We start from the raw sequence: 14,250 nt of genomic DNA, 5'->3' as shown, positions 1-14,250 counted from the left end.
TAGATATGAGTTGGACTGAAGAAAAAGTTTCAAAATTAAAAGAATTGTGGGGCAAAGGTAATACAGCTAGTCAAATAGCTGAGATTATTGGAGGTATAAGTCGTAATGCTGTGATTGGTAAAGCTCATAGATTAAATCTTTCAGCGAAAATCAAAACTAGAACTGCTACTTCTAATAAAAATTTTGAAAACCCAAGAGAGCAAAATTACATTCAATCAAAAAGAGGTCGTAAAAGTAAATTTAAATCATTAATCATTGAAAAAGATTTTGAACCAGAAAATCCTAAACAGTTAGAGGAGCTGGATGAAAATTCATGTAAGTGGCCAATAGGTGATCCAGATGAAAAAGAATTTTATTTTTGTGGCAGATCCTCTTTAAAAGACTTCTCTTATTGTAAACTTCATTTACTTTATGCTTATCAACCAAAAGGTAAAAAAGAAGAAGTTACAGAAAAAGAGGAAGTTCCAGAATTTCTTGAAAAGAAAATTAAATCTGCTTAGAATCTTAGCTCGTTTTAATATCTATATTATCTGAATTATATTTTTCTGTAGAAAATTGACCACCTTCCCTCCACATATAGCAATATTTTTTAACTTCTTCGTCGAAGTATCTCAAACTAGGCACTCCTATATCTGAATTAGATTTATAGTTTCCAGATAAAACATTGTCATATTTTAGAAGTTTTAATTGATCTCTGGTCAAAAGTGGTTTGGGCATTACTTCAAAAAATCTCGCTGACATTTGAGCTATAGGTAAAGGTATTGGTATTAACAATCTTTTTTTTCCAATTAAATTTAATAATTTTTCTATTATTTCTTTAAATGAAATTATTTCTGGGCCAACGCATTCAATGATTTTGGAATTAATATTATTAGAAATAACATTAAAAATAACGTCTGTTAGGTCAGAACAGTGAATTGGTGCAAATTTCGTTTTGCCTTTATAATAAAGTGGAAATATTGGCAATCTGCTTAAAAGTGTCATAAAATTTGTCGTAAAGTTATCATCTACTGAATAAACAATTGAAGGTCTGATAATTGTACCTAAAGGAAAATTTTTTAGAATTCTTTCCTCACCCTCTAATTTACTTTTAGCATAATCAGAGTCTATAGCCTCGTTTATCCCAAGTGCTGATAGATGAATAAAATGTTTTAGTTTGTATTGTTTTGAAAGCTTAGATAACAAAGAAGGAAAAATTGTGTGAATATTTTTAAAAGTATTTCCTTTTTTTGACTCAAACAAAATACCAACTAAGTTTACACATATATCTGCTTTTTCAAAAAGATTTCTAAGTTTTTTTTCCTCAAAAATATTTGACTCTACAATATCTATATAGCCAGCATTTGCTTGGGTTTTAATAATATAACTTTTTTGATGAATGTTTCTTGTTACAACAGTTACTTGATAATTTTTCTTTGTAAGCTTCCTAATTAAATTTCGACCAATTTGACCACTTCCACCAAAAATTAGACAATTTTTTGCTTTCATATATATATGTTTAATAATGAGTAATAATATTCAACTTCATAAAAATGATCTACCAGATGATTTAAATTTAGGCAATATAATTGCCGTAGATGGTGAGTTTATGGGTCTAAATGTTAGGCGTGACCCATTGTGTTTAATTCAAATATCTTCGGGAAAATCAGATGCACATATAGTCCAATTTGATAGAAAAAATTATAATGCACCAAATTTAGTGAAATTATTAAGTGATAAAAATATAACTAAAATTTTTCATTATGGGCGTGCTGATATAGCCCATATTAAGTATTATTTAGAAACAGATACTAATAATATTTTAGATACAAAAATTGCATCTAAACTTGCAAGATCTTATTCAGATAATCACTCTTTAAAAACATTAATAAAAGAATTTGTAAATATAGATATTAGCAAACAATTTCAAAGCTCAGATTTTGGTGGAGAACTATCTTCAGCCCAACTCAAATACTGTGCGAATGATGTAATTTATTTACACCAAATACACAAAGAATTAAAAAAAATATTAGAAAGAGAGAATAGAATAAAACTTTATGAAAATTGCTTAAAGTTTTTAAAAACAAGAGTTGAACTTGATCTCGCTCTATTTAAAGATGATATCTGGTCTCATTAATGAATAAAAAAAAATTTATTTCTATTTCAAAGGATGTAATTAATCTTGAAATTAAAGCTCTTCAAAGTTTAAAAAAAAGTATCAACCAATCATTTACTAAAGCTGTATACGAAGTAGCAAATTGTCAATCAAAAGTAATATTGTGTGGAGTAGGGAAAAGTGGACTTATAGCATCTAAAATTGCTGCAACCCTAGCTTCTGTGGGAACGCCCTCTTTCAGTCTATCTGCAAGTGAAGCATCTCACGGAGATTTAGGGATGATATCTAAAAAAGATATTTTAATACTTATTAGTAACTCAGGAGAAACTAGTGAACTAAAAAATATAATACAATTTGCGAAAAGAAATAAAATTTTAATAATTGGCATTGTATCAAAAAAAGATTCTATTCTACACAAAAGTTCAGACATAAAACTGCTTATTCCAAAAGTTGAAGAAGCTGAAGGTATAGTTCCCACATCAAGTACTACTACACAGCTTGCATTGGGTGATTCAATTGCAATAGCTGCAATGAAATATAAAAAATTTGGTAAAATGGAATTCAAAAAACTTCATCCTGCTGGAAGTCTGGGAGCTCAATTAAAAACCGTAGATGATATTATGATAACAGGTAAAGATCTTCCTCTTGTGAATGAAGCTTTGCAAATGAGAAATGCAATAAAAATTTTAACTAAAAAAAAATTAGGAGTGTTGATTGTTGTTAATAAAAATAAAAAACTAGTTGGCATTATTACAGATGGACAACTAAGAAGATTTAGTCAAAAAGAAAAAACTCTACACTCTTTTTTAGTTAAGGATGTTATGACTAAAAACCCACTATATATTGATAAAAATGAACTTGCTGCCAAAGCACTTTCTATAATGAATAATAAAAAAATAACATCTTTGATTGTTGTTAATAACAAAGAACCTGCAAAAGTTATAGGATTAATACACATACATACAATTTTACAATCAAATATTTCTTAAATGAGAAAGATAATAATTCTAGCAATTATTTTATCATCCATTACCATTTCTTATAAACTCATAGAGCAACACTTTGACAAAAAAAACCTTCCGATTGATTTAGATGAAAATTACATTCAAAATATAATAGAAAATGTTGAATACAAGTCTCAAGACTCTAAAGGAAACAAATTTATTATAAGAGCTGAAACAGGAGAAATAGACTACAACAAAGATAATATCATATATTTAACAAATGTGAGTGCAAAAATTATTTTGACTAATTCGCAGGATATAACTATTACCTCAGATTTTGGAAAGTATGATAATTTAAACTATGATACAATTTTTTCAAAAAATGTAATAATAAAATATTTAGAAAATAATATTAAGAGTGACTATATGGATTTTTCAATTAATAGAAATACAATGATTATTTCTAAAAATGTGGTTTATAGTAATCTAGAAAATGTAATTAAAGCAGACGTATTGGAGATTAAAATTGACTCTAAAGATGCAAAAATTTTCATGTATAAAAATAAAGATAAAGTAAAGATGAAAAGTAAAAATTATAATGGCAATAATTAAAAAATTCAGGATAAAATCATTCAAACAACAAGACTCAGCAATAGAGTTTGAAAACGTTTCATTATCTTATGGAAACAGATTAATCTTAGACAATATTAATTTTAAAATAAACAAAAACTCAATTCATGGAATGTTGGGCCCTAACGGTGCTGGAAAAAGTACAATATTTAATTTAATAACTGGTCTAATTAAACCAAAAAGTGGAAAAATCAAAATTTATGGAGAAGATGTTACTAATTATCCTGTTTATATAAGATCAAAGAAATTTAAGACTTCTTATTGTCCGCAGTATGGAGGATATTTTAGTGATTTAACACTTTACGAAAATTTAAAAGCAATAAGTGAGATAGTTATTGACCAAAAAAACTATAGGACAGAAAAAATTAATTATCTAATATCAAAATTTGAATTTGACAACTTAAGGGATGTGAAAGCTAAGTTTTTATCTGGGGGACAAAAAAAAAGGCTTGTTATTGCATTAGCTCTTTTAAGTGATCCTAAAGTGCTGTTATTAGATGAAGTTTATGCTGCTCTAGATGTATTAACAATTAAAATGTTACAAGAAACAATTGTAAACTTGCAACAAGAGCACAATATAACTACTTGCATTTGCGATCATCAAGCAAGAGATCTCCTTGCCACATGTGATATTGCAATGATACTAAATAATGGAAAAATTATTGCCCAAGATACACCTTCAAATTTAGTAAAAAATATAAAAGCTAAAAATGCTTATTTTGGAGATAGTTTCAAAATAAGTTAAATATTTTTTATGTCTAATGAACTGATAATCACCAAAAAAATCAATAGCTTTGACAAAAAGATTAGTGTTAGTGGAGATAAAAGCATAAGTATTAGATGGATATTATTTTCATCTTTGGCAAACGGAGTTTCCACTTCAAGAAATCTCTTGAAATCTGAAGATGTTTTAGCAGCTCTTAAAGCAGTCAAAAAATTAGGTATTGAGTCAAAAATAAAAAAGAATTTATGTAAAATTTATGGAAGAGGACTTGAAGGTTATAAATATAAAAAAAATATTACAATTAATGCACAAAACTCAGGCACCTTGGGAAGATTAATTTTAGGTTTATTAATAGATACACCATATCCCATAAAAATAATTGGAGACAAAAGTTTATCTAAAAGAGATTTTAGAAGGATTGCAGAACCTTTAAGTAAATTTGGAGCCAAATTTAAGTTGAATAAAAATAAAGGTCTTCCTTTAAAAATTTATGGCTCAGATAACTTGAGACCGATTGAATATTTTGAAAATAAAGGTTCAGCCCAATGCAAAAGTTCGGTTATCTTTGCGGGTCTTAAAACAAATGGAAAAACTTTAATTAAAGCAAAGAAATCAAGAAATCATACAGAAATACTTTGCAAACACTTACGCTTACCAATCACAGTAAAAAAAGAGAGAAATTATGATAAGATAAAAATTGAAAAAGTAAAAAAAATAAAACCTTTAAATTATACAATTCCCTCAGATATTAGTTCGAGTGCTTTTTTTTTAGTTTTAACTGCGTTGTCAGAAAATTCAAAATTAACAATTAAAAATGTAAATATTAATTCTTCTAGAACTGGCATAATCACTATACTTAAAAAAATGGGTATTAAAATAAATTTTAAAAATAAGAGAAATTATAAAGGAGAAAAAATAGCTGATATAAAAATAACAAGCCCTAAAAATATAAAATCAATTAATTGCCCACCTAAATATAATAGTGGAGCTATAGATGAGTTTTTAATTATATTTTTATTAGCAGCAAAAGCTAATGGAATTTCTTATTTTAAAAATCTCTCAGAATTAAATCAAAAAGAAAGTCCTAGATTATTTTGGGGCAATTACATTCTTAATAAAATTGGTATAAAAACTTTAATGACAGAAAATTCAATTAAAATATACGGAAATCCAAATTTAAAAATCAAAAAAAAAATAATTATTAAAAACTATCTAAAAGATCACAGGGTATTTATGACAAGTGTAATAGCTGCTTTATCATTTGGAGGATCATGGAAAATTTATGACAAAGATTCAATCAAGACTTCCTTTCCAAATTTTTTGAAAATTATAAATGATTTAAAAAAATGATAAAAAAAAAAAATATTTTAAAGATCGCCATTGACTCGCCTGCAGCAGCAGGTGCAGGAACTTTATCTAAAGCTATTTCTAAACATTATAATCTATTTTATCTTGATACTGGAAAAATTTATAGATTTATCGCCTATCTAAAAATTAATTTTCCAAAAAAATTTAACAATAAATTTGTAAAATCAAAAATTAAATTATTGAAAATAAAAGACCTGGCAAATAAAGATTTATTATCAGATGAAATTGGAACTGAAGCTTCTATAATTTCTAAAATCAAATCTATAAGAAAATTAGTCCACTCTTTTCAAATCAATTGTGCATACAACCCACCAAAAAAATATAAAGGTTCTTGTTTGGATGGGAGGGATATTACGTACAATATTATTCCTGACGCTGACTTTAAATTTTATATAACTGCAAATGTAAGAACTAGAGCATTAAGGAGATATAAAGAATTAAAAATTCTTAAAAAAAATATAACTTATAAAGAAGTCCTAAAAAGCATTAAAAAACGCGATAAAAGTGATTTATGTAGAAAAATATCTCCATTAAAGAAAACAAAAGATTCACTATTGATTAATACGACAAACCTTAATAAAAGGGCATGTTTTTTAAAAATAAAAAAAATAATAGACAGGAAAATAAATAATTAATGGAAATTTATAAAGATTTATCAAATCCAGCATCTCAAGAATTTGAAAAATTACTAAGCAGTCAGCTTTCAAAAGTACAAATAGAAGAAGGTAAAATTATTGAAGGTAAAATAAATAAAATTACAGAGAAATTTGTATTTTTATTTGTTGAAGGCCTTAAATCAGAACCAGTTCTGGATATTAATGAATTAAAGAGCATGGGTCTTTCAGAAAAGATTAAAGTTGGAGAAACTATTCCTGTTCTACTGGAAAAAATTGAAGATAAACATGGCGAAGTTTTAGTTTCCGCAAGTAAAGCTCAAAAAATTAAAGGTTGGGACAAACTAGTAGAAGCATATGAAAAAAATGAACCTATCATGGGAAAAATCACATCTAAGTGTAAAGGTGGATGTATAGTCGAACATATAGACACGGGTTCACTAATGTTTTTACCTGGATCGCAGATTAGTGACAAGCCTTTAAAAGATATTAGTCATCTAATGAACGAGCCGCAGAAATTTGCTTTAATTAAATTAGATAAAGTTAGAGGTAATGCCTGTGTATCAAGAAGAGAAATAATTTCATCATTCAAGAAAGAAGATAAAGCAAAAATAGTTGAGAAATATAAAGTCGGAGACATTATTAAAGGTGCCGAAGTAAAAGGATACAGTTCATTTGGATGCTTCTTTAATGTAAATGGCGAATTAGATGTATTGGTACATTTACAAGAAATTTCTTATTCAAGAGTAAATCATCCAGATGAAGTGTTTAATATAGGTGAAAAACACGACCTAAAAGTTATCAGTGTTGATAAAGAAAAATTACAAGTTGGATGTTCGGTAAAACAATTATCTCCAGATCCTTTTGAGCATATTGAAAATTACGAATTAAATAAAATCTACAAAGTTAAAGTAGTAAAATTAATGGACTTTGGAGCTTTTTGTGAGCTAGAGCCAGGTTTAACAACCTTGCTACATTCAAGCGAACTAAGCTGGACTAAAAAAAATATTTCAGCAAAAAAAATGTTTAAAGTTGGAGATGAAATAAATTGTGTAATTACCGAAATCGACAAAGACAAGAGGCGTGTTGCAATATCACATAGATTAACTCAGGATAATCCTTTTGAAACATTTGAGAAAAAATATCCTGTTGGTACAATTGTTGAAGGAGAAGTTGTAAATAAAAATGAATATTCTTTATTTGTTAAAATTGAAGATTTAGATATTGATGCTTTTTTACATTGCAATGATTTAACTTATTTAAATAATGGTGAAGAAGAACTGTCTAAGTATAAAAAAGGCGATAAACTTAAAGTTAAAGTATTAGAAATAAAATCTTCAGAACAAAAGATTAGAGTTGGTTTAAGACAAACTCAAGCAGATCCATTTGACTGGTTTAAAGATAAGTCAAAAAATCAAACAATAACTGTTAAGGTTGTTTCAACTGATAACAAAGGACTTATAGTAAGACCAGAAGGTTGTGAAATGGACTTCCAGATTAAAAAATCTGCAATAGCGATTAATGCTGCTGATGCTAGACCAAGCAGGTGGACAGGTGGTGAAAAATTAGACTGTGCAATCGCAGATTTGGACATGAATAAGAGAAAAGTAACATTAAGTATTAGATTACTTGAAGAAATTGAGAAAAAAGAAGCTCTTGAAAAATATGGATCTGAAGGTTCTGGTAAAAACCTACCTTTTTCATCATTATCTGAAGATTTAAAGAAAAAAGAAGAAGAGAAAGAATAATTGAAGAAGTTATAAATTGGCTATTGTAAAATCAAAGCTTTTAAAACAACTCTCTCAAAACTACCCAAATTTCTTAAAAAAAGATTTAGAGAAATTTACTGATATAATTTTAAATGAAATAAAAAGATCACTTCGTAGAGGAGATGGAGTCGAATTAAGAAATTTTGGAACATTTAGAGTTAAGACTCAAAAAGCCTCAATTAGAAGAAATCCAAAAACTGGCGAAAAAGTTGCAGTTCCTAAAAAGAAAGTAATATCATGGAAAATGAGTAAGGAAATGTTTAAAAAGATCAATAATGAAGAATAAAATTATATTCATTGCATGTGATACTTCAAATTTAGATCAAATAAAGAAAATTCTTAAAAATATTAATTCAAAAAAGCTAAAAATTATTCCAAAATTTGGATTACAGTTTTTTTACTCAAAAAATGGAAGAAAATTTTTAGAAAAATATAAATCAGATTTTTGGTTGGATTTAAAAATAAATGATATTCCACAAACAGCTCTTTCTGCAGTTGATAGTTTGAAAGATTTAAAAAAATGTAAATACATTACTGTGCATGTAAATGGTGGACTTAATATGCTTAAAGCTATCAAGGAAAAGACTAAACAAATTAATAAAAATTTAAAAGTACTTGGGGTTACTGTGTTAACTAGTCTCAACAATAAGTCGTTAAAAGAAATTGGTCATACTAAAACAGTTGACCAACTAGTTTTAAAGCAAGCTGGTATTGTTAAAAAATCAGGATGTGATGGGATAGTTTGTTCTGCAAAAGAAGCAAATATGATTAGAAAAAAATACAAAAATTTATTAATCATCACACCTGGTATAAGATTGCCAGGTGACAATACAAATGATCAAGCTAGAATAATGACACCAAAAGATGCTTTCAAAAATAAAGTTTCAGGGGTGGTAATTGGAAGATCTCTTACAAAAGGTAATATTAAGAATAATATTAAAAAATTAATTAATCATTTATACTAATGATAAAGGGTTGTAAAATTTGTGGGATTTCTGATCCTGATACTTTAAATTTTTTAATTAATCACCGTCACCCACCGACATTTATAGGATTTATTTGCAACTATCCAAAAAGTTCTAGATATGTTGAATATGAAAATTTAAAAAAACTTTTAATCAATAATCCAAAAAAAAGTTACTATGTTGCTGTTCTGGTAAAACCAAATATAAATATTTTAGAGAAAATTAAAAATTTACCTTTTGATTATTATCAATTATATGATTGTACACCAGAGGAAATAAAAGAGATAAAAGAAAAATATCAAAAGAAAATTATTACAGCTTTCACAATAAAATCAAAGTCTGATTTGAGTAATTATAAATTATATTCTGATCATACTGATATTTATTTATTTGATAGTAAGGGCTACGAGAAAAGTCAGTCTTTTGATCATGACTTGATTAAAAATATCAAATTAAATAAGGAATTAATGATTGCTGGAAATATTCAATACAATGAAGAGCTTAAAAATTTCAAAAATTTGGCAAATTTTATAGATTTATCTGGTGGTGTAGAAACATCTGGATTAAAAGACCTATCCAAAATAGAATTTTTTTTAAATAAAGTTAATGAAATTAAAAATGAAGCTTAAAAAAGGTATTCCATTAATTGATCAACACGATCAACAAGGGTTTTGGGGAGGAAAATTTGGAGGTAGTTTTATACCTGAAACTTTGAAAAAACCAGTAGAGGATTTAACAAAAGAATTTAAGAAACTTAGAAATAATAAAGCCTTTTTAAAAAAAAGAGATTATTATTTTAAAAATTATATTGGATCTCCAACCTCTTTTGTGAAATTAGAAAATTTGTCCAATCATTTAGGTGGAGCTCAAATTTGGGCAAAAGTAGTTTCTGAAGCAAATGGAGGTGCACATAAAATCTATAATGCCACTGTTCATGCACTAATTTGTAAAGCTATGGGTAAAAAATATATCGTTGGTGATACTGGCGCTGGATATGCAGGAAAAATGTTAAGTATGGCAGCAAAAAAATTTGGGCTTAAATGTAAAATTTTTATGGGTGCTAAAGACATTAAAAGACAAAAACCAAATTGTGACGCTATGAGAAAAAATGGTGCAGAAATTGTACCAGTTTATTCTGGAAGTCAGACTTTAGTTGATGCAGTGAGTGAATGCATGCGATATTGGGTGTCTAATTGTGATAATACACATATGTGTGTTGGTAGTACTGTTGGACCGAATATCTTTGTAAAAATATGTGGTTGGTCAACTGCACAAATTTCTAGAGAATTAAGAACACAGCTTAAAAAAGAATTTAAAAAAATTCCAAATAAAATTAAATTAATAAATTGTGTTGGGGGTGGAAGCTCTGCATATGGATTTTGGAGCGAGTTTATTGACTTTGATAAAAAACAAATAGAATTGATTGGTGTAGAAGCGGGAGGCCCAAAAAAATCAAAACTTCACGCAGCACCATTAAGTAGAAATGCAAAAGTTGGTATTTTGCATGGGGCAGCTTCATATGTTTGCCAAAATAATGAAGGACAAATTAATGATACAGAATCTATAAGTGCTGGTTTAGATTATCCTGGTGTTAGTCCTATTCATTGCTTTTTAAAAGATACTAAAAGAGCAAGATATACTTACGCAACAGATGAGGATGCACTTAATGCACATGTAATGGTAACTAAATTTGAGAAACTTAATCCAAGTTTAGAACCAAGTCATGCTTTTGCTGAGGCAATAAAAATTGCTCCAAAATTAAGCAAAGATACAATTATAATTGTTAACTCTTGTGGTGATGCAAAAAAAGATAGAGATATTTTAAGAGAAAGATTGGGAAAACATTAATGAGCTCTTTACTTAATAAAGCTTTTTTAAATGCCAAAAAAGAAAATAGACCTGCCTTACTGACCTATACAGTTGCAGGTGATAATACTAAAAAAAAATCTTTAGAAATTCTTAATTCTATTTCTGACTATGCTGATATTTGTGAATTGGGTTTTCCTCACAACACTCCCATAGCTGATGGAGGTCAAATCCAAACTAGCGCCTATAGGGCAATTAAAAATGGTATTAAAATTAACGATGTATTTTCAATTGCAAAAAATTTTAAAAAATCAAAAAAAAATACACCAATTATACTAATGGGTTATTACAATATGATATTTCAGTACAATGAAAATAAATTTTTAGATAGATGTAAAAAATCAAAAGTAGATGGACTGATTGTTGTAGATTTACCTTATCCAGAAAACAAAAGTTTTGCATCAAAATGTAAAAAAAAAGGAGTAAATTTTATTCAGCTGGTTTCACCTACTACATCTCAAATCAGATTAAAAAAAATAATAAAAGATTCACATGATATGGTTTACTATATAAGTATGTTATCAACTACAGGAGGAAAACTGAAAGTATCTCCTAAGAAAATCTTGGAAAGATACAAAAAAATTAAAAATCAAAATAAATCGAAAAATGTTGTGATTGGCTTTGGTATTACAGAAAAGACGATTAAATCACTTAAAAAAGCTGATGGTCTAGTAGTTGGTAGTGCGATATGTAAGGAAATATCTAAATCAATTGAAAGAAGACAAAATACTGTCACAAATGTTACTAATATCGTTAAAAGATTAAGAAATAAAATTCAATGAACTGGATAACCAAAATTATTAAAGCAGGTGAAAAGATAAAAACTGCTATACGTGAACGAGCTACTAAAGAAGATATCGCAAAAAGTGAATGGACAAGTTGTTGTCGTGGACCAATTCTAAAGAAAGATTTAGAAGCAAACCTTTGGGTATGTCCAGATTGTAATAAACATCATAGAATTAAACCAAAACAAAGATTTGATATTTTGTTTGGAAAAAACAACTATGAAGTTTTTAAAACACCAATTCCAAAAGATGATCCTTTAAATTGGACAGACTCTAAATCATACAAAGATAGATTAAAAAGTGCTCGTAAGAAAACTGGATTAGATTGTGGAATGATGGTTGCATCTGGGACAATCAATAATATTAAAATAACAGCTGTTGCATCTGACTTTGATTTTTTAGGAGCTTCAATGGCTGCTGCAGAAGGTGAAGCATTTTTATATGGAATTCAACATGCAATAGAAAATCAAACGCCATTTATATGTATTAGTGCTGGTGGAGGAATGAGAATGATGGAAAGTTTAATTTCATTATCTCAAATGACAAGAACAACACTTGCAATTAATGAATTAAAGAAAAATGGTTTGCCCTACCTAGTTTGTATTACAGATCCAACTGCAGGAGGAATAACTGCTTCCTATGCAATGTTAGGAGATATTCATATTGCAGAGCCAGGCGCATTAATTGCATTTGCAGGTGCAAGAGTTATTCAAGGAACAGTAAAAGAAGAATTGCCTGAAGGTTTTCAAAAAAGTGAGTATGTTGAGAAAACTGGGTTTGTAGATTTAATCGTTGAGAGAAGAGATCTAGCATCTAAAATAGGAACGTTATTATCAATATTGTTAAAACAAAATTCTGCTATAAGTTCTGAGCAAAATGAAACTTCAGAAGATACTCAGCAATTTTCAAAAGTTGCATCCTAAAGAAATAGATTTATCTTTAGATAGAATTCAAAATCTCTGTAAAAAATTAGGAAATCCCCAAGATAAAATTAAGGCCATATCAGTTGTTGGAACTAATGGAAAGAATTCTACCATCCAAGCTATTTATGCGATTCTTAAGGAAGCAAATTTAAAATGTAATGTTTATACGAGCCCGCATATACAAAAAATTAATGAAAGATTTGTATTTAATAATCAGGAATTAAATGACGAGGAACTAGCTGATTTATTAGAACAGGTTGAAAAAGTTAATAATAACGAACCAATAACTGTTTTTGAAATGTTATCAGCTTGTTTTTTTTATAAAGCTGCTCAATATCCTGACAATATCAACTTAATAGAAAGTGGTTTATTCCACCGTTTTGATGCTACTAATATTTTAAAGAGTAATCTTGCAAGTATAGTAACCTCTATAAGTAAAGATCATCTCGACTGGCTTCCAAAAGAAAATCAAACAATCGAGCAAATTGTTTTTGAAAAAACATCAGCCTTACTTAATTCAAATATTATTATCGCTAAACAAAATAAAGAACAAACGATGGAATGTATTAAAAAAACTCTAAAAAATAACTCTTCAAATAAGCTATTTTTTAATGAAGACTATAGTTATTCAAATCAAGAAAATGGTTCTTTTTACTATGAGGATAAATTTGGAGGTTTAAAACTTCCTCCACCAAATGTTCTTGGTCAGTTTCAATTAGAAAATATATCAACTGCCATTGCAACTATAAGAACTTTAAATCTTGGAATTGAAGATACTAAAATAGAAAGTGGTATTCAAAAAATACATAATCTTGCAAGATTACAAGAAATTAAATCTGGAAAACTAAAAGAACTTGTAAAAAATAATACATTATTAGTTTCTGGGGATCATAACCCTGATGGAGCTAGAGCGGTAAATGAATATCTCCAAACTTTAGATTGTAATAAACACATAATCTTAGGTATGATGTCCAATAAAGATCATAATGAGTATATTAGTTATTTTAAAAATATCTCAACCTTGACCACTATTGATATTCCAAACCAACCTAATTCAATTGGCGGAAAAGACTTAAAAAACAAACTAAATTCATTCAAAAATGTTCAGTACAAAGAAGATATATTTGATGCAATCATGTCCATTTCGGTCAAGAAAAACGATATAATCTTAATTACAGGTTCTCTTTATCTAGCTGGAGAAATACTTAATTTGAATTAGATATTTTTTTCTAAAAATTCTTTCATGTGGCTTTCAGGTACCCCACCAACTTTTCTATCTACTTCAACACCTTTTTTGTAAATAATAACAGTTGGTACGCCTCTTATGCCAGCAGCACTTCCAGTGTTTATTCCACCATCTTCTACATCAGCATAATAAAAACCAGCTTTACCTTTGTATTCATCAGCTAATTTATCCATCACTGGTTTTAAAGCTTTGCATGGTCCACACCAAGCAGCTGAAAACTGAATTACTGAAACATCTTCATTTTTGATTTTACTATCAAAATCTTCATCTTTAAAATCTATAAGCATAAATCCTTTTTATAAATTAAAGTTTTAAAGTCAA

General features: G+C 28.0%; 17 protein-coding genes. 15 read left to right on the top strand and 2 right to left on the bottom strand.

Annotated features, from left to right (window positions below; genetic code table 11):
* Positions 1-5: 5 nt before the first annotated feature.
* On the top strand, positions 6-500 hold the full coding sequence (locus AMN99_RS00895; RefSeq protein WP_075505978.1) for a GcrA family cell cycle regulator: 495 nt from the start codon (positions 6-8) through the stop codon (positions 498-500).
* 4 nt (positions 501-504) lie between these two features.
* Here the strand turns inward: AMN99_RS00895 and AMN99_RS00890 are convergent, their stop codons facing one another.
* Positions 505-1,488: a complex I NDUFA9 subunit family protein gene (locus AMN99_RS00890; protein WP_075505977.1), complete on the bottom strand. Its 984-nt coding sequence runs from the start codon at positions 1,486-1,488 to the stop codon at positions 505-507.
* A 16-nt stretch (positions 1,489-1,504) separates the two neighbouring features.
* On the opposite strand from AMN99_RS00890, the gene AMN99_RS00885 reads away from it, so the two are divergent.
* The 14 genes from AMN99_RS00885 to AMN99_RS00820 are packed head-to-tail and all read left to right on the top strand — an operon-like array spanning position 1,505 to position 13,902.
* Positions 1,505-2,116 (top strand): ribonuclease D, encoded by a 612-nt coding sequence (locus tag AMN99_RS00885; protein ID WP_075505976.1) that lies wholly within the window; start codon positions 1,505-1,507, stop codon positions 2,114-2,116.
* Positions 2,116-3,084, top strand: a complete 969-nt coding sequence (locus AMN99_RS00880; RefSeq protein WP_075505975.1) for a KpsF/GutQ family sugar-phosphate isomerase — start codon at positions 2,116-2,118, stop codon at positions 3,082-3,084. Before AMN99_RS00885 ends, AMN99_RS00880 begins: the two co-directional genes overlap by 1 nt.
* Positions 3,085-3,651, top strand: coding sequence for an LPS export ABC transporter periplasmic protein LptC (gene lptC / locus AMN99_RS00875; RefSeq protein ID WP_075505974.1), 567 nt, complete (start codon positions 3,085-3,087; stop codon positions 3,649-3,651).
* Positions 3,638-4,414, top strand: coding sequence for an ATP-binding cassette domain-containing protein (locus AMN99_RS00870; RefSeq protein WP_075505973.1), 777 nt, complete (start codon positions 3,638-3,640; stop codon positions 4,412-4,414). The genes lptC and AMN99_RS00870 overlap by 14 nt, the downstream gene beginning before the upstream one ends.
* Positions 4,415-4,423: 9 nt before the next feature.
* Positions 4,424-5,743: a 3-phosphoshikimate 1-carboxyvinyltransferase gene (gene aroA / locus AMN99_RS00865; RefSeq protein WP_075505972.1), complete on the top strand. Its 1,320-nt coding sequence runs from the start codon at positions 4,424-4,426 to the stop codon at positions 5,741-5,743.
* Positions 5,740-6,396 (top strand): (d)CMP kinase, encoded by a 657-nt coding sequence (locus AMN99_RS00860; protein WP_075505971.1) that lies wholly within the window; start codon positions 5,740-5,742, stop codon positions 6,394-6,396. Before aroA ends, AMN99_RS00860 begins: the two co-directional genes overlap by 4 nt.
* Positions 6,396-8,123, top strand: coding sequence for a S1 RNA-binding domain-containing protein (locus AMN99_RS00855; protein WP_075505970.1), 1,728 nt, complete (start codon positions 6,396-6,398; stop codon positions 8,121-8,123). Before AMN99_RS00860 ends, AMN99_RS00855 begins: the two co-directional genes overlap by 1 nt.
* A 16-nt stretch (positions 8,124-8,139) precedes the next feature.
* The gene (locus AMN99_RS00850; protein ID WP_082255128.1) at positions 8,140-8,430 is read left to right on the top strand and encodes an HU family DNA-binding protein; all 291 of its coding nucleotides are present in this window, start codon (positions 8,140-8,142) and stop codon (positions 8,428-8,430) included.
* Positions 8,420-9,109, top strand: a complete 690-nt coding sequence (gene pyrF, locus AMN99_RS00845) for an orotidine-5'-phosphate decarboxylase (protein ID WP_075505969.1) — start codon at positions 8,420-8,422, stop codon at positions 9,107-9,109. The genes AMN99_RS00850 and pyrF overlap by 11 nt, the downstream gene beginning before the upstream one ends.
* Positions 9,109-9,738, top strand: coding sequence for a phosphoribosylanthranilate isomerase (locus AMN99_RS00840; protein WP_075505968.1), 630 nt, complete (start codon positions 9,109-9,111; stop codon positions 9,736-9,738). The genes pyrF and AMN99_RS00840 overlap by 1 nt, the downstream gene beginning before the upstream one ends.
* On the top strand, positions 9,728-10,957 hold the full coding sequence (gene trpB / locus AMN99_RS00835; RefSeq protein ID WP_075506063.1) for a tryptophan synthase subunit beta: 1,230 nt from the start codon (positions 9,728-9,730) through the stop codon (positions 10,955-10,957). The genes AMN99_RS00840 and trpB overlap by 11 nt, the downstream gene beginning before the upstream one ends.
* Positions 10,957-11,757 carry a tryptophan synthase subunit alpha gene (trpA, locus tag AMN99_RS00830; RefSeq protein WP_075505967.1) on the top strand — a complete coding sequence of 267 codons (801 nt, stop codon included), beginning with the start codon at positions 10,957-10,959 and terminating at the stop codon, positions 11,755-11,757. Before trpB ends, trpA begins: the two co-directional genes overlap by 1 nt.
* The gene (locus tag AMN99_RS00825; protein WP_075505966.1) at positions 11,754-12,683 is read left to right on the top strand and encodes an acetyl-CoA carboxylase carboxyltransferase subunit beta; all 930 of its coding nucleotides are present in this window, start codon (positions 11,754-11,756) and stop codon (positions 12,681-12,683) included. Before trpA ends, AMN99_RS00825 begins: the two co-directional genes overlap by 4 nt.
* Positions 12,637-13,902 (top strand): bifunctional folylpolyglutamate synthase/dihydrofolate synthase, encoded by a 1,266-nt coding sequence (locus AMN99_RS00820; RefSeq protein WP_075505965.1) that lies wholly within the window; start codon positions 12,637-12,639, stop codon positions 13,900-13,902. The genes AMN99_RS00825 and AMN99_RS00820 overlap by 47 nt, the downstream gene beginning before the upstream one ends.
* On the opposite strand, the gene AMN99_RS00815 is transcribed toward AMN99_RS00820, so the two are convergent.
* Positions 13,899-14,216 carry a thioredoxin family protein gene (locus tag AMN99_RS00815; protein WP_075505964.1) on the bottom strand — a complete coding sequence of 106 codons (318 nt, stop codon included), beginning with the start codon at positions 14,214-14,216 and terminating at the stop codon, positions 13,899-13,901. The genes AMN99_RS00820 and AMN99_RS00815 overlap by 4 nt on opposite strands.
* Positions 14,217-14,250: the final 34 nt, after the last annotated feature.

This window comes from Candidatus Pelagibacter communis, assembly GCF_001180225.1.
GTDB lineage: Bacteria > Pseudomonadota > Alphaproteobacteria > Pelagibacterales > Pelagibacteraceae > Pelagibacter > Pelagibacter ubique_D.
The sequence above is the reverse complement of the archived record's forward strand: the minus strand, read 5'-3'. Positions and strand labels throughout refer to the sequence as shown.